General features: G+C 39.7%; 19 protein-coding genes. 13 read left to right on the forward strand and 6 right to left on the reverse strand.

Annotation, left to right across the window (positions count from 1 at the left end):
• Positions 1 to 256 precede the first annotated feature (256 nt).
• The 7 genes from MKL32_RS05730 to MKL32_RS05760 all read left to right on the forward strand — a co-directional run bounded on the left by MKL32_RS05730 (position 257) and on the right by MKL32_RS05760 (position 5,824).
• Positions 257 to 2,185 (forward strand): DEAD/DEAH box helicase, encoded by a 1,929-nt coding sequence (locus MKL32_RS05730; RefSeq protein WP_270900298.1) that lies wholly within the window; start codon positions 257 to 259, stop codon positions 2,183 to 2,185.
• 111 nt (positions 2,186 to 2,296) lie between these two features.
• Positions 2,297 to 2,512, forward strand: a complete 216-nt coding sequence (locus tag MKL32_RS05735) for a hypothetical protein (protein WP_004909429.1) — start codon at positions 2,297 to 2,299, stop codon at positions 2,510 to 2,512.
• A 95-nt stretch (positions 2,513 to 2,607) separates the two neighbouring features.
• Entirely contained in the window at positions 2,608 to 3,426 is an 819-nt protein-coding gene (locus MKL32_RS05740) for an ABC transporter ATP-binding protein (protein WP_004909426.1), read from the forward strand.
• Positions 3,423 to 4,199, forward strand: a complete 777-nt coding sequence (mlaE, locus tag MKL32_RS05745) for a lipid asymmetry maintenance ABC transporter permease subunit MlaE (RefSeq protein WP_004909424.1) — start codon at positions 3,423 to 3,425, stop codon at positions 4,197 to 4,199. Before MKL32_RS05740 ends, mlaE begins: the two co-directional genes overlap by 4 nt.
• The gene (gene mlaD / locus MKL32_RS05750; protein ID WP_004909422.1) at positions 4,199 to 4,873 is read left to right on the forward strand and encodes an outer membrane lipid asymmetry maintenance protein MlaD; all 675 of its coding nucleotides are present in this window, start codon (positions 4,199 to 4,201) and stop codon (positions 4,871 to 4,873) included. The genes mlaE and mlaD overlap by 1 nt, the downstream gene beginning before the upstream one ends.
• Before the next feature lie 19 nt (positions 4,874 to 4,892).
• The gene (locus MKL32_RS05755) at positions 4,893 to 5,525 is read left to right on the forward strand and encodes an MlaC/ttg2D family ABC transporter substrate-binding protein (protein WP_004909421.1); all 633 of its coding nucleotides are present in this window, start codon (positions 4,893 to 4,895) and stop codon (positions 5,523 to 5,525) included.
• Between the two features lie 11 nt (positions 5,526 to 5,536).
• The gene (locus MKL32_RS05760; protein WP_004964385.1) at positions 5,537 to 5,824 is read left to right on the forward strand and encodes an STAS domain-containing protein; all 288 of its coding nucleotides are present in this window, start codon (positions 5,537 to 5,539) and stop codon (positions 5,822 to 5,824) included.
• 54 nt (positions 5,825 to 5,878) lie between these two features.
• Here the strand turns inward: MKL32_RS05760 and MKL32_RS05765 are convergent, their stop codons facing one another.
• Positions 5,879 to 6,406, reverse strand: a complete 528-nt coding sequence (locus MKL32_RS05765; RefSeq protein WP_039047480.1) for a hypothetical protein — start codon at positions 6,404 to 6,406, stop codon at positions 5,879 to 5,881.
• Position 6,407: 1 nt separating this feature from the next.
• On the reverse strand, positions 6,408 to 7,421 hold the full coding sequence (locus MKL32_RS05770; RefSeq protein WP_004964376.1) for a magnesium and cobalt transport protein CorA: 1,014 nt from the start codon (positions 7,419 to 7,421) through the stop codon (positions 6,408 to 6,410).
• A gap of 150 nt (positions 7,422 to 7,571) precedes the next feature.
• Between MKL32_RS05770 and MKL32_RS05775 the strand changes: the two genes are divergently transcribed.
• A complete protein-coding gene (locus tag MKL32_RS05775; RefSeq protein WP_004964372.1) occupies positions 7,572 to 8,156 on the forward strand; it encodes a TIGR00730 family Rossman fold protein in 585 nt (194 codons plus the stop codon).
• 9 nt (positions 8,157 to 8,165) lie between these two features.
• Complete coding sequence (locus MKL32_RS05780; RefSeq protein ID WP_005403262.1) at positions 8,166 to 8,552, forward strand: NUDIX hydrolase; 387 nt, start codon at positions 8,166 to 8,168, stop codon at positions 8,550 to 8,552.
• Here the strand turns inward: MKL32_RS05780 and MKL32_RS05785 are convergent.
• Positions 8,542 to 9,201, reverse strand: coding sequence for a ComF family protein (locus MKL32_RS05785; RefSeq protein ID WP_204379089.1), 660 nt, complete (start codon positions 9,199 to 9,201; stop codon positions 8,542 to 8,544). The two genes, MKL32_RS05780 and MKL32_RS05785, sit on opposite strands and share 11 nt — an antisense overlap.
• Positions 9,194 to 11,239 carry an ATP-dependent DNA helicase RecG gene (recG, locus tag MKL32_RS05790; RefSeq protein ID WP_004964361.1) on the reverse strand — a complete coding sequence of 682 codons (2,046 nt, stop codon included), beginning with the start codon at positions 11,237 to 11,239 and terminating at the stop codon, positions 9,194 to 9,196. The genes MKL32_RS05785 and recG overlap by 8 nt, the downstream gene beginning before the upstream one ends.
• A gap of 19 nt (positions 11,240 to 11,258) precedes the next feature.
• On the opposite strand from recG, the gene MKL32_RS05795 reads away from it, so the two are divergent.
• Together MKL32_RS05795 and MKL32_RS05800 are read left to right on the forward strand one after the other, a co-directional pair.
• Positions 11,259 to 12,077: an NAD-dependent epimerase/dehydratase family protein gene (locus MKL32_RS05795; protein ID WP_151816762.1), complete on the forward strand. Its 819-nt coding sequence runs from the start codon at positions 11,259 to 11,261 to the stop codon at positions 12,075 to 12,077.
• 124 nt (positions 12,078 to 12,201) lie between these two features.
• The gene (locus MKL32_RS05800; RefSeq protein ID WP_151711279.1) at positions 12,202 to 13,167 is read left to right on the forward strand and encodes a putative solute-binding protein; all 966 of its coding nucleotides are present in this window, start codon (positions 12,202 to 12,204) and stop codon (positions 13,165 to 13,167) included.
• Positions 13,168 to 13,226: 59 nt separating this feature from the next.
• Here MKL32_RS05800 and plsB read toward each other — a convergent pair whose 3' ends face one another.
• Positions 13,227 to 15,782, reverse strand: coding sequence for a glycerol-3-phosphate 1-O-acyltransferase PlsB (plsB, locus tag MKL32_RS05805; RefSeq protein ID WP_270900299.1), 2,556 nt, complete (start codon positions 15,780 to 15,782; stop codon positions 13,227 to 13,229).
• A 279-nt stretch (positions 15,783 to 16,061) separates the two neighbouring features.
• Here plsB and MKL32_RS05810 point away from each other — a divergent pair, with 279 nt between their 5' ends.
• Together MKL32_RS05810 and MKL32_RS05815 are read left to right on the forward strand one after the other, a co-directional pair.
• The gene (locus tag MKL32_RS05810) at positions 16,062 to 16,934 is read left to right on the forward strand and encodes an acyl-CoA thioesterase (RefSeq protein WP_004909395.1); all 873 of its coding nucleotides are present in this window, start codon (positions 16,062 to 16,064) and stop codon (positions 16,932 to 16,934) included.
• A gap of 141 nt (positions 16,935 to 17,075) precedes the next feature.
• A complete protein-coding gene (locus tag MKL32_RS05815; RefSeq protein WP_004909393.1) occupies positions 17,076 to 18,317 on the forward strand; it encodes a dicarboxylate/amino acid:cation symporter in 1,242 nt (413 codons plus the stop codon).
• Between the two features lie 62 nt (positions 18,318 to 18,379).
• On the opposite strand, the gene MKL32_RS05820 is transcribed toward MKL32_RS05815, so the two are convergent.
• The gene (locus MKL32_RS05820; protein WP_004909391.1) at positions 18,380 to 19,324 is read right to left on the reverse strand and encodes a metal-dependent hydrolase; all 945 of its coding nucleotides are present in this window, start codon (positions 19,322 to 19,324) and stop codon (positions 18,380 to 18,382) included.
• Between the last annotated feature and the right edge of the window lie 83 nt (positions 19,325 to 19,407).

The raw sequence follows: 19,407 nt of genomic DNA on the forward strand, positions 1-19,407 counted from the left end.
CCAGTTCATTACCTGAACATTCAGTTCTATTCATATTATGCGCACGCTGTCCATAGAGAGGACCACATCTTGCGCCCAAATCGCTTAGCGATTCTTCAGGTTGAGGCAGTAATCAAGCGTGCGTTAGTCCACATCGTCGTTATCCGGATTGCCGCTGAATTTCATATATTTTCAGCTTGAGTCGCTTTGCCGCTTTTTGCCGATGTCTATTTTTTGTATTTATTAAAATGGAGCACCCATTAGGGTGAAACTCTCTATGAGCAAAACTTTTGCCGAATTTTCTTTGCACGAAACCTTACAACAAGCCCTAGAAGGTTTAGGTTTTACTAGTCCAACTCCTGTGCAAGAACAAGCGATTCCAGCTGCGTTAGAAGGAAAAGATCTATTAGTTTCTAGCCAGACTGGTTCTGGTAAGACAGCAGCATTTTTACTCCCAACATTAAATGCTTTAGCTGGTCAAGAAACTTTCGTGCCATTTAAAGAGCGCATGAAAGCGATTACCCAACCAAGTATTTTAGTTTTATGCCCAACGCGTGAATTGGCTCAACAAGTAAGCCAAGATGCGATTGCATTTGTACGTCATATGAAAGGTGTTCGTATTGCTGCAATTATGGGTGGTATGCCTTTTGGTAAGCAAATTCAACAGCTTAAAGGCGCGCAAGTTATTGTTGCTACTCCAGGTCGTTTACTTGACTTGGTTAATCGTCGTCAATTGAAACTTGATAAAGTTGAATCTTTAATCGTCGATGAAGCTGACCGTATGCTTGATCTAGGTTTCTCTGAAGATCTAGAAGCAATTGGTGAGTTAGCTGCAAACCGTAATCAAACATTAATGTTCTCTGCTACTTTTGCTGATCGTATTATTCGTCTTGCTGAACGTATGATGAATGATCCACAACGTATCGCAATCGAAACAGGCCACAGTACTAATACTGATGTAACTCAAACATTACATTGGACTGATGGCTTTGAGCATAAGAAAAAATTACTTACACACTGGTTATCTGACGAGTCAGTAGATCAAGCTGTTGTATTTGCAAGCACGCAAGAAGATACAGACATGCTTGCTGAAGAATTGGCTGAAGCAGGCCACTCAGTTGTTGCATTGCATGGTGCTATGCCACAAACAGTTCGTAACCGTCGTTTACGTAGTATTCGTGAAGGTCGTGCAAAAATCTTAGTTGCAACTGATGTTGCAGCACGTGGTTTAGACGTACCAACCATTTCTCACGTAATTAACTTCGGTTTACCGATGAAAAATGAAGACTATGTACACCGTATTGGTCGTACAGGTCGTGCGGGTCGTACAGGTCAAGCGATTACACTTGCGACTTATCGTGAGCGTGGCAAAATCCGTGCTTTAGAAGATTATTTAGATGCACGTTTAAATGTGTCTGAAATTGAAGGTTTAGAGCCATCTCCACCTCCTGCACGTTCAGGTCGTGATGGCGGCGGTCGTGGTCGCGGTGGTCGTGATGGCGGCGGTCGTGGTCGTGGTGGTTTTGGTGGCGGTCGTCGTTTTGAAGGCGAAAGCAATTTCAAACGTCGTGAAGGTGGTGATGATCGTCCACGTCGTAGCTTCGATGATAAACCACGTGGTGAACGTCCATCATTTGGTGGTGAAGATCGTCCACGTCGCGAATTCAATTCTGATCGTCCACGTCGTGAAGGTGGTTTTGAAGACCGTCCACGTCGTAACTTTGATGATAAACCACGTGGTGAACGTCCATCATTTGGTGGTGAAGATCGTCCACGTCGCGAATTCAATTCTGATCGTCCACGCCGCGAAGGTGGTTTTGATGATCGTCCAAAGCGTACATTTGGTGGTGAAGATCGCCCACGTCGTGAATTCAATTCTGATCGTCCACGTCGTGAAGGTGGCTACAACGATAAACCACGTTTTGACTCGAATGATGACAACCGTGGTAATCGTGTAGATTATAAACCACGTCGTGAAGGAAGCTTCGGTGATCGTCCGAAACGTGATTTTGGTGATCGTCCAGCACCTCAACGTGAAGGTGGCTTCGGTGACCGTCCAAAGCGTAGCTTTGGTGGTGAAGATCGTCCAAAACGTACATTCGGTGGTGAAGACCGTCCTAAGCGTAAATTTGGTGAAGATCGTCCAGTACGCGGTACACGTGAAGAAACTTTCGGTGGCGACCGTCGTCGTAAAAACGACTTCTAATCGTTAAAAAACGATAAAATGAAGAAGCCAGTTGAAAAACTGGCTTTTTTATTACTTGATATTCATGTAGAATCGGGAAAAATGTGTTCTAGTTCAAATTTTATATAAAAAATGAATAATGTTAAGCAAAATAACAGTTTTGTTGCTCAAGCATGGTCTTTCGTTTGCAATGAAGGGCTACCGTGTCTATTTGTCATTCTCATGTTATGTAATGGATTATTCTTTGCATATGCATTGTTTGATGAAAACAATTCTGACAGTTTTAATGCCAATAATACGATGCATGTTGCGAGTGAATCCGCGTCTAAGAATAACTACATAAATTAAATAATCTTGATACATCCCTTATCAAAATAAAAACAAGTGCTTAATCTTTCAGTGTATAGTATGCGTGCATAAAAAGTGCAGGAATGAATGCCCTTATGAATAATAAAACTCCTCGCGATACTGAAGCCTTAATTGAAGTTAAACACTTGAGCTTTAATCGAGGGGAACGTGTCATTTATGATGATGTTTGTCTCAAAATTCGACGTGGTCAGATTACTGCAATCATGGGGCCGTCAGGTACAGGTAAGACAACATTATTAAGACTCATTGGTGGACAATTAACTCCTGATCGGGGTGAGGTTTTAATCGATGGTAAAAATATAGCAGCAATGTCTCGTCCTGAGCTATTTACAGCTCGTGCGCGTATGGGAATGTTATTTCAAAGTGGTGCGCTGTTTACTGATATGTCGGTATATGAAAATGTTGCATTTCCGATACGAGCTCATACGAAGTTACCTGAACATATCATTGCAGAGCTTGTTGCCTTAAAGCTTGAATCTGTTGGTTTACGCGGTGCAGAACAATTAATGCCATCGGAACTTTCTGGAGGCATGAATCGTCGTGTAGCTTTAGCACGTGCGATTGCACTTGATCCAGAATTGATTATGTATGATGAACCTTTTGCTGGGCAAGACCCGATTGTGAAAGGTGTTTTAACTCGATTAATTCGTTCTTTACGTGAAGCATTAGATTTAACAACGATTATCGTATCGCACGATGTGGCAGAGACCTTATCGATTGCTGATTATATTTATGTTGTTGCTGAAGGTAAAATTCAGGGTGAAGGTACACCTGAACAATTAGAAAATCATGCTTCACCATTTGTGCGCCAATTTTTAACAGGATCAGCTGAAGGACCTGTCGAATATCAATTTACTCATCAAGCTTATTTAGATAACGAGGTTCGTCCATGAATACGATTGCCTGGTTAGGTAGACTCGTTATTGAGCGGGTGAAAGGCATTGGTGCAGCGTCACTAATGTTGATTCAGATTTTATTTTCAATGCCATCCAAAGGCGGATTTCAGCGTTTTATCTACCAAATGTACCGTGTCGGAGTGATGTCATTATTGATTATCTCTGTCTCTGGTTTATTCATTGGTTTGGTACTGGGTTTACAAGGCTATTCGATTTTGGTGAATGTCGGTAGTGAAGCAATGTTAGGGACGATGGTGTCTTTGACATTACTTCGTGAGCTTGCACCTGTAGTCGCCGCATTATTATTTGCAGGACGTGCTGGTTCGGCACTTACTGCTGAAATCGGTTCGATGAAACAGAGCGAACAGCTTGCCAGTATGGAAATGATTGGTGTTGATCCGTTAAAGCAAATCGTTTCACCACGTTTATGGGCAGGTATTGTAAGTTTACCGATGCTGACTGTCATTTTTGCTGCAATTGGTATTGTCGGTGGAAAATTAGTTGGTGTTGATTTCCTCGGAGTGGACGAAGGTTCATTTTGGGGTGGAATGCAAAGTAGTGTGCAATTTGGACATGATGTTGTTAATGGCATTATCAAAAGCGTAGTGTTCGCATTGATTTGTACATGGGTAGCGGTATATCAAGGTTATGCCTGCGATCCAACTCCAGAAGGTATTGCGACGTCGATGACGAGAACGGTCGTGTATTCTTCACTTTGTGTATTAGGTTTTGATTTCGTGTTGACTGCGGTCATGTTCGGAGGGATTTAATGAAATCACGTACTAGTGAGCTGGCCGTAGGTATTTTTGTCATTATCTTCGGTATCGCTCTATTTTTTCTTGCAATGAAAGTCAGTGGTTTAGTTGGCACAAATTTACGTGATAGCTACAGCATGACAGCGCAGTTTGACAATGTGAATGGTTTAAAACCACGTGCAAAAGTTACGATGAGTGGTGTAACGATTGGTCGTGTTGAATCTATTACATTAGATCCAATCACACGTTTAGCGACTGTGAAATTCGAATTGGATGGTAAGTTAACGAGCTTTAATGCTGAGCAGTTAAAAGAAGTTCAGAAGAATGCACTTGAGGAATTACGCTATAGCTCTGATTATCAACAAGCTGATGCTGCGAAACAAAAAGAAATGGAACAGCAACTGATCGGTAACATGACCTCCATCACGAGTCTGGACGAAGATGCTTATATAATGGTAGCAACCAATGGCTTATTGGGTGAAAAATATTTGAAAGTCGTACCAGGTGGTGGTGTCAACTACTTGAAACGTGGTGACGTCGTTTCAAACACTCAAGGCACAATGGATTTAGAAGATTTAATCAGTAAATTTATTACTGGTGGTGCGGGTAAATCCACATCAAGCTCATCAACAGAAAGTTCAGCTTCTCAACCTGCTACGGATGATGCAGAACCTTCGTTTGTTGAGTAATTCAGGTTAGGAGATTGAAGTGAATACATTATTGAAACAGACACTGACAGCAAGCGTATTATCGACAATGCTTGCGAGTGCCGCTTTTGCAGCGCCAAAAGAGACCCCACCTGATTTCGTAAAACGTGTTGCAGATGGTTTAATTACTCGTTTGAAAGCTGATAAACCGAAGTTGCAAAACAATCCAGCTTTGGTCAGAACGATTATCCGTCAAAATCTTGATCCATATGTAGATTCGCAAGCATTTACTCGTATCGTATTGGGTACTTATGCAAATAACCAATACACGAATGCTGCACAACGTGCTCAATTTGAGAAAAACTTCCGTGAAGTGATTATCGAAAACTATGGCGGTGCTTTCGCGAAATATACTAATGAAAGTTATACAATGCGTCCGTTTAAGTCGACTAACAGCAAAAATCCTGTGGTGACTTTAGACTTTATGCATAATGGCGAGAAGATCCCTGTGTCATTCCAATTAACGGACAAAGGGGATCAATGGAAAGTGCGTAATATCAATGTTTCTGGTATTGATCTAGGCTTACAATTCCGTAACCAGTTTGCTGCTACAGTTCAGCGTAATGGTGGAAATATTGATAAAGCGATTGCGACCTTTAAACCAGATGCTGATGCAGCTGTAAATAAAAAATAAGTAGGTGACGGGTGATTCAATATATCGACCAACAACTCGTCGTTCCTAAGACGATTGATTTTGAAAATGCAGAGCAAGTTTATCAATCAGGTTTAGCATATATTCAGCAACATCAAAGTTTTCCTTTAGTTGTTGACCTTGCTCAGCTTGAAAATGGTAATACTTTATCTTTGGCTGTTTTGGTGCAATGGTTACGTCAAACTCCAGAGAGTAAAGGATTACATTTTAAAAATGTTTCTGAAAAGATGTTAAAGATCATCCAAGCTTGCCATCTACAAGATGACTTAAAGTTAATTTAATTGGTTTTGTAGATTACAAAAAGAGAGCTATTAAAGCTCTCTTTTTTATTAGTATTATTTTGGATAAGCTGAAAAAAGAGCTTCGCAAGTTGGATATTTTTGATGTAGTTTTTTTAAATAAAAGCTTTCGTCATGTTCTAAAAAACCATCTAGTAATCTGATAGATGATTCATTATTACAGCCTTTAATTCTTCTATTCCATGCGGCAAATGATGCAATAGGAAGATCAATCGATATGGTATTTTCTTTGCAATCTAATAATGCTAAAGAAACAATTTGATATTTTTGGGATGTATTATGATTTGATGGGTATGCTAAGCCCATAATTAAGTCATTCGTTTTTATCGTTTTAACTGGAAAGTCACTCATCCATTCTTTAGGTCTTGGTGAAATGATTTTAGATAACAAATTTTTAAATACAAAGTCAGGATGCTGTAATTTGAATTTAGTATGATTAATTGAATTGATCTTCTGAACAGACTTAACGCGGGCAATAAACACATCATTTGGGGAAAGCGGTGCGCAGGCAAAAGTTGTGGGTATCGAAAGAGTTATGCCTATACAAAGGAATAACCCTTTCATTTTATATCCATTTCTTCCATCTGAAGTAGACCATTGGTAGTACTAAGAAAGCCATTAATATGCCAGCGACGATGAGAAAGCTTAAACTTCCGTGAGCAAATGGTAATTCATCTGTATTCATCCCATAAATACTTGCAATCAGCATAGGTGGTGCAAGCATACTTGGTAAAATAGAGAATCGACGAATCGTGTCATTCTGTTCAGTGTTAATGAACCCAGAAGTGGTATCGAGTAAGAATCGTACTTTTTGGAATAAGAAAGCATCGTGCTCGACCAGTGAGCGTACATCCTCGCTTAATTCTCGAATATCTGCATCATAGATATGACTGCCTAATGCACGTGGGCGAGATAAAAAGGTAAGAACTCGACGCAAATCAATCAAACATAATTGTGCTTTTCCAAGCATATCTTCTTGTTGTGCTAGGCGTGTAATCATGTCATCTAGATCTAAGATCTTTTCACGATGATGATTATTGAGTACTTCTGTGGAGTATCTTTCTAAGTCTTTGTGGATATCTTCTAAGATATCCGCAAGTTCATCAAGCTTTGCTTCTAGTAACCCTAATAAGATCCACGTCGGATCTTTATAGTCCATATCATAGTCATTGCGACGCGCACGGGCACGGAATGCACGGAAAGCGACGAGCTTCTCACCACGCATGGTAAATAAACGATCTTTATGCAAAATAAATGCGACGGTTTGTACCATTGCAAGCATATGTGATGAGTCGTCAGTATCACCATCTACCTGATAATTTTTATTCTTTGTTAAAAAATATGTGCTGATATGCAAAATACCATCATCATCACGGTAAAATCGTGCGGATGAGGAAATGTCTTCAAGTGATTTGAGAGTAGGTAAGTTGCGCTCATAAGCATCAAGTACCCATTGTTGTTCTTCTTGTGATGGAGCGATTAAATCAATCCAAACTAATTCAGGATGCAGATCAAAACTCCCATTGATCGTTGCATCTTCTAGACTACCGCGCTCTGTGGCATAAAAGGCTTCAAGCATGTCTTTTTTCCTCGCGCAGTTTATGAAAGTCAGCGTGTATTTTAGACAAGGATTGAACTAAAAACACTTGCCTAAACGCTATTTTGTCAAAAATCTTGTTTCATAGCCTACTTTATCAGCATGACAGTTATATAAAACGGTTTTAATTGTATGAATTCTATATGTGTTTTTTGCGGTTCTTCTCTCGGTAATGATGTGGTTTATGAACAAATCACTCAAGCAACAGGTCAAATAATTGCTGAACAAGGTTTGACCCTTGTTTATGGTGGTGGTCGTTCTGGCTTAATGGGTGTGGTTGCCAATAGTGCGCTTGAAGCAGGTGGCAAAGTGATTGGTGTTATTCCTGAAGCTTTGGTTGATCGTGAGCTTGCGCATGCTGAACTTAGCGAACTATATGTTGTGAAAGATATGCATGAACGAAAAACCAAGATGGCTGAATTGGCAGATGGTTTTATTGCATTACCTGGCGGTGCAGGGACTTTGGAAGAAATTTTCGAGCAGTGGACATGGAATCAATTAGGGATTCACCAAAAGCCTTGTGCATTTTTAAATATTAATGGCTTTTATGATGATCTGATTAAAATGTTACAAACTTCAGTTGAGCATGGTTTTAGCCAAGCTCGATTTGTAGATACCTTGATTGTGTCTGATAATATTCATGATATTTTAGCAGCATTTCAGAAATATCAACCCGCAGTTCCGAAATGGACGTCTCGCAATGAAATTCAAGCTTGAGGATAACCTTTGAAAACAATCACTGTCGCTGCTGCCATTATCATGAATGACAAAAATGAGTTGTTATTGGTAAGAAAAAAGAACACGCGTGTGTTTATGCAAGTTGGCGGAAAGCTTGAACCCAATGAAGCGCCTGAAATAGCAATTCAGCGCGAAATTTTAGAAGAGATTGGGTCTACTTGTGACATCAAGCAGTATTTGGGGCGATATGAGACAGCAACAGCAAATGAACCTGATCATCAATTAATTAGCCATCTGTTTGTTGTCGAACTCCATCAACAACCTGAAATTGCGGCTGAAATCGCGGAAATGAAATGGATTGATTTGCATGAAGAGTCTATTTTGCTTGCACCATTAACTACCGAGGTTGTCATTCCTTGGTGTCTTAAACAATAACATCATGATTTGCCTGTTTAACACCACCAGCGGCTAAACAGGCTGAGTATATATGTTGGCACCCCAACTGTTTTAATACTTGACTGAGGGCATTGATAGAGCTGCCTGTGGTCACGACATCATCAATAATCAGCACTTTTCTATAAATCAATTGAAGATGTGTTTTAGCGACAAATTGATCTTCTATATTTTCCAATCGCTCTAAGCGGCTTAAACCTTTTTGAGAATGTTGGGCTAGTCGTTGCACGGGCTGCCATACTGGAATATTCAATACTTTGCTCAGTTCCTTAGCGATTAAAAGTGATTGATTGAAACCTCTTTCCATCAGTCGATCATTTGAAATAGGCATTGGTACGATGGCATGTACTTTTGGCAGCTTAAGTTCCAGTAATAGTCCGCTAAGTAATCGAAGATGATGTAACTGTTGCTCGTATTTAAATTGTTGAATGAGTTGGCTGATCGGATATTCATAATGACAGGCAACAAGTATATCTTGCTGATGTCGTTCGATTTTATGTTTTAACCATGGTAATTGTTGCCAGCAACTTTGACAAACACCATGGTGTGCTCTGACACCAATATCGCATAAGTGACATGCTGTGAAATAATCAGCAACTTGTTGTGCTCCTCGGCTCAATAATTTAAACATAAGCGTATCGAGGTGCTTCAGGTAGCCAGCGTTTTAATAGTCCTTCAGCATGTTGTGGATAATCTTTGAGTAATTGTTCAGCAACATAATGTGCTTGGGTGAGCAAATGGTCATCACGTTCTAAGCGTGCGACACGAAACCCCATATCACCAGTTTGCTTGGTACCTAGTAATTCACCTGGACCACGTATTTCCAAATCTTTTTCAGCGATCACAAAGCCATCGTTGCTTTCACGCAAGATGGAAAGACGTTCTTGTCCATTTTGTGATAGTGGCGTTTTGTAGAGTAGGGCACAAAAACTAGCTGTTGCACCGCGACCAACTCGACCACGTAACTGATGTAATTGAGAAAGTCCAAGTCGTTCCGCATTTTCAATCACCATAATGGATGCATTGGGCACATCGACACCCACTTCAATCACTGTGGTGGCAATCAAAAGTTGTGACTGGTTGTCTTTAAAGGCTTGCATGACAGCTTGCTTTTCATCAGCTTTCATTTTGCCGTGTACTAATCCCACATTTAGATCAGGGAAGCGTTCTTTAATTTCTTGAAAAGTTGCTTCTGCTGCTTGGGCATCCAAGGTTTCAGATTGTTCAACTAAAGTGCAAACCCAGTAGGCTTGTTTACCTTCACGACAGTTACTGGCGATACGTTGTAAGACCTCTTCTCGACGATCCAGAGGAATCGTGACAGTTTGAATCGGGGTTCGTCCAGGTGGTAGCTCGTCAATGATTGAGGTATCTAAATCACCATAAGCACTCATTGCGAGTGTGCGTGGAATAGGGGTCGCTGTCATCACTAATTGATGTGGTGTAAATTGATCAACGCCTTTATTACGTAATGCAAGTCGTTGATCTACCCCAAAGCGGTGTTGTTCATCAATAATCACTAAGCCCAACTTCGAGAATTCTACATTGTCTTGGAATAGGGCATGCGTTCCGACAACGAGTTGTGAGTGACCTTCTTTAATTTCCTGCTCTGCTAATGTTCGTGCTTTACCTTTCTGTTTACCTGAAAGCCAAGCTACTTTTATGCCTAAAGGCTCAAACCAACGTTTGAAATTTAAATAGTGTTGTTCAGCCAAGATTTCGGTGGGTGCCATCAGCGCCACTTGCCATTCAGCTTCTAAAGCATGGCATGCTGCAACGGCTGCAACCAATGTCTTACCTGCACCCACATCTCCTTGAACTAAACGCAGCATGGGTTGATCTTGCTTCAGATCATGTAGAATTTCTTTAGAAACCCTTTTTTGTGCGTTGGTCATCTGGAAAGGCAGGGCATCTAAAAGGCGCTTTGCTAAAACTTTGCTGCTGCTAAAGCGAGGTGCTGCTATTTGTCGAATATAAGCACGACGTGTAAGTAAGCTGATTTGATGCGCGACCAGTTCTTCAAAAATCAATCGTTGCTGTGCAGGATGTGAGCCTTGATTGAGTTGTACCATATTGGCATCAATCGGTGGTTCGTGAATATAGTGCAGAGCTTCTTTTAATTCGTAGCCATTACTGTATTTGGCGGGCAGTAATTCAGGTAAAGCATCGCTATGATGTTCTAGTGCTTGGCGAACATATTCACGCAACTTAGGTTGTGTTAGACCTTCCGTGCTTGGATATATCGCTGTTAACTGAGTTTTGGGTAATGCGGTATGTCGTTGAATGACTTGTATTTCAGGATGATAAAGCTCTAAGCCTCGTGCACCGACACGCACTTCACCAAAGATTCTTAAACGTGCACCTGGTTTTATACGATCCGTTAAACCTTTATAAATATGATAAAAACGTAAGGTGACTTTGCCAAAATCATCTTGTAGCAACGCAGCAAAGGATTTCTTTTTTCCTGGTGGGAAATCAATAGATTTAACTTCCCCCTCAAGCAAATAACTACGTCCAACAACCAGCTGATTCATTGGAATAATAGTGCTACGATCTTCATAGTCACGCGGAAGATGAAACAGTAGATCATCCGTGCTAAAAATATGGAGCTTTTCTAGTAGGCTTGCTGCGGCAGCACCAACGCCTTGTAATTGCTGGACTGAAGTCATTTTTTGGTCAAGGATCGGTATGCATATTTTATTTATTGGTTATGGTAAAACATCTCAGCGTGTCGCTAAACACTTATTTGAGCAAGGTCACCACATTAGCACAATTAGCCGTACTGAAAAAACAGATCATTACGCAACACACCATATTCAAGATGCTCATCATCTTGATTTAAGTGAATTTGAACCAATCGATGTGGTATATGTGATTCTTTCACCAAGTGAAAGTGGAATTGATGCTTATCAACATACCTATGTCGATAGTGTGGAACCAATTGCTAAAGCTTTACAACATCATCCTGTCAAACGGATCATTATCGTCTCTTCAACACGCGTTTATGGTGAAAACTCAGGAGAGCTTGTGGATGATGAGTCTGATATACGTCCAATAGATGAACAAGGAGAGCTATTACGAAAAATGGAGTTATTATGGCAATCCTACTATCCACAACAGGCTGTGATTGTTCGTCCAACAGGTATTTATGGTGTATCCGTTGAGCGTTTAAAAAAGCTTGCCCAGCGTACACAGAGCTATCCGACGATTCACTTTAGTAACCGTATTCATATAAATGATTTAGCTCGTTTTTTAGCTTTGTTGGCGACTTTGGAAAGTCCTGAATCAAGTTATATTCTCAGTAATAATAGACCTATTGCGATGCATGAAATTTTGCTTTGGTTTCAGCGAAAATTAGGTTTGACAGCATTGAAATTGGAGTCTGAACAGCACACTGGAAAGCGTATTTATGCGACTCGAATTGCTAAAACTGGTTTTGAATTTGACCATTTGATTTGCTTTAATGACTATGAAGCCGCGCTGTTCGTACATATTAATGAAAAATAATTAGATTAAACTGCGATCATGATTGAAAAGTTGGTATGAATCTTGATTGATAATTACCAACACATTCCGTTAAGGAACTGCCTAAGTTTGCACGTAGTTTGCAGTGAGGCATTGAAGGTTGTATATGAGAAAAATAATTTATTTAATTTTGCTGTTATTTATGGGAACAACAAGCTGGGCTGGTGAGCAGGTTTGGTGTGTTTTTGAGCCTTTGAGTTCTAAAGGCGATATCAGTCGTCGTTTGCAAGATATGCAAAGCCAAGTTCAATTAAAATTCAGCTATTTTAAAATTGAAAAAGATGCGATTCAGGCTTTTGAGCAAAATAAATGTACAGGTTTAATCGCATCAAACTTTAATACCTACCGCTACAACTCATTTATGGGAAGCACTGGTGGAATTGGCTTAATTTCGAATAATCGTGTTGCACGAATGTTTTTGCAACTTATGAATAATCCGAATGTTGAAAAAAGAATGATCAGTTCGAAGTATGAAGTGGTTGGTATGATTCCGATCGGAACGGCATATATGATCATGAATACTCAACAGATCAGTAAAGTATCCCAACTCAAAAACAAGCGCATAGGGATTCTAGAAGATAACCCACCACAACAAGCTTTAGTACAAAGTGTTGCTGCTAAAGCGACTTATGTTGATTTTTCTAATGCAATTGATTTATTTAAACAGCATAAGATTGATATTCTAGCGGCGCCTGCTTATGGAATTTTACCCTACAATCTCAAGAAAGAGTTTGGTGAAGCGACACAGGTTGTGAATTTCCCAGTTGCTTATTTTGCAATGAATATTGTGATTAAACCAAAATCATATCCTGCAAATTTTGGGCATCATGTTCGTACATGGTTTGTCAAAAATAGTAATGTATTGGCCGCACAGGCGATTCAATCGGAAAATCACTTGCCTGCTTATTACTGGGCAGATATTTCAGACTTTGAGAAACAAGGTTATGAAGCATTAGTTGCGAAAATCCGTAATCGATATGTTGAACAAGGATACTACGATGCTTTTTTTGTAGAATTGATTAAACGACTTCGATGTATCGATGACCCAAAATATCTTGAATGTCGCAAATGAGAAAGATAAAAAAGCCAAATCTTAGATTTGGCTTTTGTATTTCGAGATGAACGTTGAGATTATGATTTCTTACGTTTTAGACGGCGTTTCGCTTGCTGAGAAGCCATTGCTTCCAAAGCAGTAGCTAATTCTTCATCACTAAACGTAGTAATATGTTGCAGCATCTGTAAAGTGGTTTCATCTAGAACTAACTGAGCACCTGCAGCCATTTCACTAAAGTTATCATCATATTCGATGAAGCCTTGCTCGTTGTTGCGAATATAGTTTTGCTGAGTCAGAACTTTAATAAAGCTTTGGAATAAGGCCTTATCAAAGAATTCTGGTGAATTGAATTCATATAACACAGATAAGCGCTGACCTAATAAGTGGCTTAACTCCTCAACTTGTTTGGTTGAAATGTTGCCTGAGCCTCGCTGAGTGATCAGTGCCAACGTCATATAATAACGTTCAAGACTTTGTTTTACTGGCATTGCCAAGGTCAGTAATTTTTGGTGCTCTTCACTGTTTGGAGTAGGGCTAAATAAATTACCGTCATGGTCTTGGAAAATTAAACCAATTTGAACCAAAGCATTTACATAGCTGTCGATATGTTGTTGCAACTCAGAAGCTTGCCACTTCATAAACAATTCAGCTTTTAAGAATGGATACAAAGTACGAATTACATTACTTAAATCTAATTTATTGATCTTTCCGTTGTGTTCCACTAAAGATGCAACAAGTGAAGGTAAAACAAAGGCATGCAAAATGTTATTACGGAAGTAAGTCAACAATACCGCTTGATTGTCTTCGATCGCGATAATATCACCAAGCACATGGTGAACACGTTTGATCAGTTTTAATTTCAAGCCATAGGCAATAATTTCTTTGCCAGATAATGAAGTCACTTGAGTGCGTTCATCATAAGGATGTTGAGTCGCTAAATCACGATAAATATCAAGTTGCTTAGCACAAATTTCTTCATCAAGCGTATGCTTCGGCGTTGCCAATAAGATCAGAGATAATAATGAAACAGGGTTAATGACAACCGCACGGTTAATATTTTCTAAGATTAGATTTGCTGAGCTAGAAACGACTTTCGAAATTTCAGCTGGAATAGGTGCATCATTTTTCTCGATTTGGATATTTTCTGCTTGATGCTGCTTCAAAATATCATCTAAGAAAACAGGCTCACCAAAATTCACATGTACCTTACCAAAAATACGTTCGATTTTGCGTAAGGTTTTTAAGATACCAAAAATAGATTCTGCTTCTTTAGGCTTACCTTGCATCTCGCCAACGTAAGTTGAACCTTCCATCAAGCGTTCGTAACCGATATAGGTTGGCACGAATACAATTGGTTTGGCACGTCCACGTAGATGACCATGAATCGTCATGGCTAACATACCTGTTTTAGGTGGCAATAGGCGTCCCGTTCGTGAACGTCCACCTTCAATAAAGTATTCAATCGGGGTGTTGCGCGACAAAATGCTGTAAAGATATTCTTTAAATACAGATGTATATAGTGCATTACCGCGGAAAGAACGACGAATAAAGAATGCACCACCGCCACGAAGTAATTGACCTACAAATGGAAGATTGAGGTTGTCGCCAGCAGCAATATACGGGATCATCAAGCCACGTTTATAAATCACGTATGACAATAATAAGTAGTCGATATGACTGCGGTGACACGGTGTGTAAATGATTTCATAGTCTTTTGCGAGTTCACGAACTGTACTGAAGTTATGAACTTCAACACCGTCATAAAGTTGTGTCCACAAACGCGTTAATGCCATATCTGCAAAACGAACGGCTGAAGCTGAGTAGTCGGATACGATTTCATTAACGTATCCGATAGCACGTCGTTCAGCTTCGAGCATACTGATTTTGTGTTGAATACTTTCACGACGGATTGCATCTTGAACATCACGTGATTTGACCACTGACTGCATGACGTTACGACGATCCGACAAGTCAGGACCCAAAACAACTTCGCGTTGCTGATCTAAATAAGTATCTAAAGAGCTTGCGATATATGTTGCAGGAGAGAGATTTGGGTGGTTGGTCTTGGCATAATCTACCAACTCTCTCAATGATTGAGGCTCATGGAATTCCAAATAAGACTGGCGACCATGTAAGCCGATATTCATAAGTTGTTTAACAGTACCCGGTGTTGCCCAAGTATCTGAAAATAGTAATTTGAACCAAGAATCTTCTTTATCAGGCGCACGTCCCCATAATACCGTAACTGGCACGAGTTCTATTTCAGTTTCAGGATGTTTTTCGAGTGCTTCAATAAGATGTAAAAGTTTGCTAGGAAAAGTTTGAGTATTAAAGTAATTATTTTCGTTATGATGAAGGAATAATACTGAGTTCTTTTCCTGATATGATCCAAAACTCAATGGATCTAGTGCAGGTTTCAGATGAAGGCGACGGGTTTCACCATCGACAACAAGCGCATTACTACGTGAATAGTTTTGTAAAACATAGCATACAATTTTATTTGAATCGGTTGTATTCTGCTCTGTTTTGGTGGATTCTGTAGGAACTTCACCAAGAACATGTGGGGTAACCACAAGGTCAAGTAACTTACTCGAAAGTTGACGATACATTTGACCAAATCCAGTCTTGGACATTACAGACTCCTAAATAATAATCCTGACATATAGCCATGATGAACACGACATTCTGCGATATTCTTACATAAAACGATATGCTATTTTCTGACAAAATATAGCGTATTTGGTAGATTTTATCGTTAAAAATCGTATTTTTAGCGGTTATAAATAAGGATTAATGTGACGGACAAATCATTTTATCCTGAGCATCTTTATTGGAATTTGTGGCACAATCAAAATCATCAACTAATATAACAATTCGTTGATCTCTCCTGATTGATGTTGGAAGGTTATTACATGAATGCTTTGACTCAAGAACTCGTTGAACTTTTGACCTTAGAAAGAATAGAAGATCATATCTTTCGGGGTAACAGCCGCAATTTGGTTGGTAAACGAGTATTCGGTGGACAGGTCCTTGGTCAAGCATTAAGAGCTGCTTCGTATACTACTGATCGTCCTGCACATTCGTTGCATGCTTACTTTTTATATGGTGGGGATGTAAATGCACCCATTATTTATGAAGTTGATCCATTGCGTGATGGAAAAAGTTTTGCAAGTCGTCAAGTGCGAGCAATTCAACATGGGCGTACAATTTTTTCTGCGATGGTATCTTTTGCCAATCCTGAAGAAGGTTTGAACTATCAACATAAAGAGCCTGAATATCCTGCTCCAGAAGCACTGAAATCAGAAAAAGAACTGAAAGAAAGTATGTTGAATTTCGTGCCTGAAAATGTTCGCGCCAGTTTTATGCGTGAACGTCATGTTGAAATTAAACCGATTCAGCCTATGAATCCGTTTCAACCTCAGCCGGAAGCTCCTTTTTACGCACACTATATTCGTACTCATGATCGAATCCCATCGAACATTGATGAAATTTCACTTCATCAAGCGATTGTTGCGTTTTATTCTGACTTTACCTTGATGACAACAGCATTGCGTCCTCATGGTCTGTCTTGGATTTCTCCAAATCTACAATGTGCCAGTATTGATCATACGATTTATTTCCATCGTCCTCTGCGTGCAGATGATTGGATGTTGTATGACATGGAGGCAACGATTAGTGCAAGTTCACGTGGCTTGAACTTTGGGAAAATGTGGCAAAACGGACAATTAGTCTGTAGTACAGTACAAGAAGGTTTGATTCGGCTCAGAGAAATAGAAACGCAATAATGTGAAATTATTCTGCATGAAATCGTATTAAAGCCATCATAATGATGGCTTTTTTGTCATAAGCTTGTGACAAAAAATTGCTCGATTCTTAGATTTGAGCATGCCATAGTAGCTGTACTGCATTCATTTTTAATACTCACAATGAATTTAAATACCCAAATTTTAATTGCAGCTATCGCTGGAGTAGGGTTAGGACTTTTATTGACTAGCTATCCTCAGGCTGATTTTGCTCAAACAACGTTATATGTTTTAGGTATTTTAAGTAGCATTTTTATTGGTTTGTTAAAGATGTTGCTGATCCCTTTGATATTTAGTTCTATCGTTGTAGGGGTTTCAAATTTACAAGCTGGAGGTGAGTTCGGTCGAGTTTGGAAGATTACCGCCTTGAGTTGTGTGACCACTACAACGCTTGCACTGATCTTAGGAATTGGCTGTGCACATCTTTTTGATGTTGGTAAGGGCATTAATATCACACTTTTTCAGTCAGCAATGCAAAATCATCAAACGCCTGATACGCTTACACCTTCTAGTTTTCTTACTAATTTTATTCAAAATACCTTAATCAATCCTTTCAAAGCATTTAGTGAAGGGAATGTACTCGCCGTTGTAGTTTTCGCACTTTTCTTAGGCGTTGCTCTCGTTAAAGGTGGTGAGCGTTTTAATACAGTTCGTCAACTCAGCCAACAATTCTTTGAAATGATGATGATGCTTGTCAGTTGGGTAATGAAACTCGCGCCGCTTGGGATTTTTGCATTATTGGCGAAGTTGATTGCGACTGAGGATTTATCTGTATTAAGTCGTCTTGCTGAGTTTGCATTTGTGGTGACTGGAACAACGATTTTTCATGGTTTAGTAGTTTTGCCTACACTGCTTTGGATTTTTGGAAAAATGAACCCACTGACGTTCTTCAGAGGTGCGCGAGCTGCATTGGTAACGGCATTTGCAACAAGCTCTAGTTCTGCGACCATGCCACTGAGTATGCGTTGCGCACAAGAGAATTTAGGGGTAAGGCCGCAAACGACAGGCTTTGTAATTCCTTTGGGTACACAGTTAAATATGGACGGTACCGCACTTTATGAGGCTGCAGCTGCACTTTTTATTGCCAATTTGATGGGTTTGGATTTAAGCCTAACCCAACAGTTTATCGTCTGTCTCACCGCAATGATTGCATCATTAGGTGCGCCAGGGATTCCAAGTGCAGGCATGGTAACGATGATAATGGTGTTGCAATCAGTTGGTTTACCTGCGGAAGCGATTGCAATTTTACTGCCGATAGATCGGTTGCTAGATACCGTTCGAACGGTAGTTAATGTACAGGGAGATATGATGATCAGTGTGGTTGTCGATCGTTATGCAAAGCAAACGGAAATAGAGTCAAGTTAATCGAGTTGTACGAACATAAAAAAAGCAGGAGAAAACTCCTGCTTTTTTTTTCTCTTCACTTATTATGCAGCATGTTGTAGTGCACGCTTAGCAGCAGGTGAATTATTTAAATAATTCACTGCATCTTGGGTACTTCCTTCTTTCACAGGATCATACCAAGGCATCAAATAATCAATTTGTTGTGATACTAACCAGATTGGATTTGGAAGAATTTGATTGTCTTTACGACCAATCTTATACCATTCCAACCATATCCAAGGTTTGAATATACTTGATTTTTTATCTGCAAAACGAGGGTCTTGGCTCATGATGTGAGCAGCACCATCTACCCACAAACCAAGTACCAGAACGATTACCGCAACGCTGAGGTAGTAACGTGCAATATAGCTACCACCTAAATGACGATAAAGATCAAATGCTACGGTACGGTGCTCGATTTCTTCAGAACCATGCCATTTAATTAAATCGATCATCTCAGGGTCAGCGCCAAGCTCTTCCCAACGTTTGTTGTAGAGTGCGTATTTACCAAGAACACACGTCATATGCTCAACTGTTGCAATCACACCTAGACGGAATAAATCCCATTGATGATCTAATATTTTAGGAACTTCTTTACCAAAAGGCTTATCAGCTAAAGCTTTGGTAAATAAGAAATCCATGATGTCTAAGTTGCGTTGAATATCGATATTGCGTTGGCTGAGATATTCTTTATTCGCAGAAGTATGAGCAACAGCATGCATCGCTTCTTGACGAATAAAAGCTTGTACATCTTCTTTTAATTTTTCATCAGTGATTTCAGGAAGTACTTTGTTGTACAAACGACAAAACCAGAACTCACCAGCAGGCAAAATATTATTAATTTCGTTAATAAAATAGCTAGCAAAAGGTTGATTTGGAATCCAATCTACAGGGGTTTTTTCCCAATCAAATTTTACTTTTCGAGGGAGAATTTTATAGTCAATCGAAGAACCAAGAACTTTGTTCTTCACAAATGATAGTAATTTCATCTTTAGTCCTAATCGATAGTGCAATGAACCAACACTAAGCAGTATATGAAAACTACCTAGTGTTTGTGTTTAGCAATTCAGGA

The sequence above is a fragment of the Acinetobacter sp. AOR34_HL genome (genome assembly GCF_027854795.1).
In the GTDB taxonomy this organism is placed as follows: domain Bacteria; phylum Pseudomonadota; class Gammaproteobacteria; order Pseudomonadales; family Moraxellaceae; genus Acinetobacter; species Acinetobacter junii.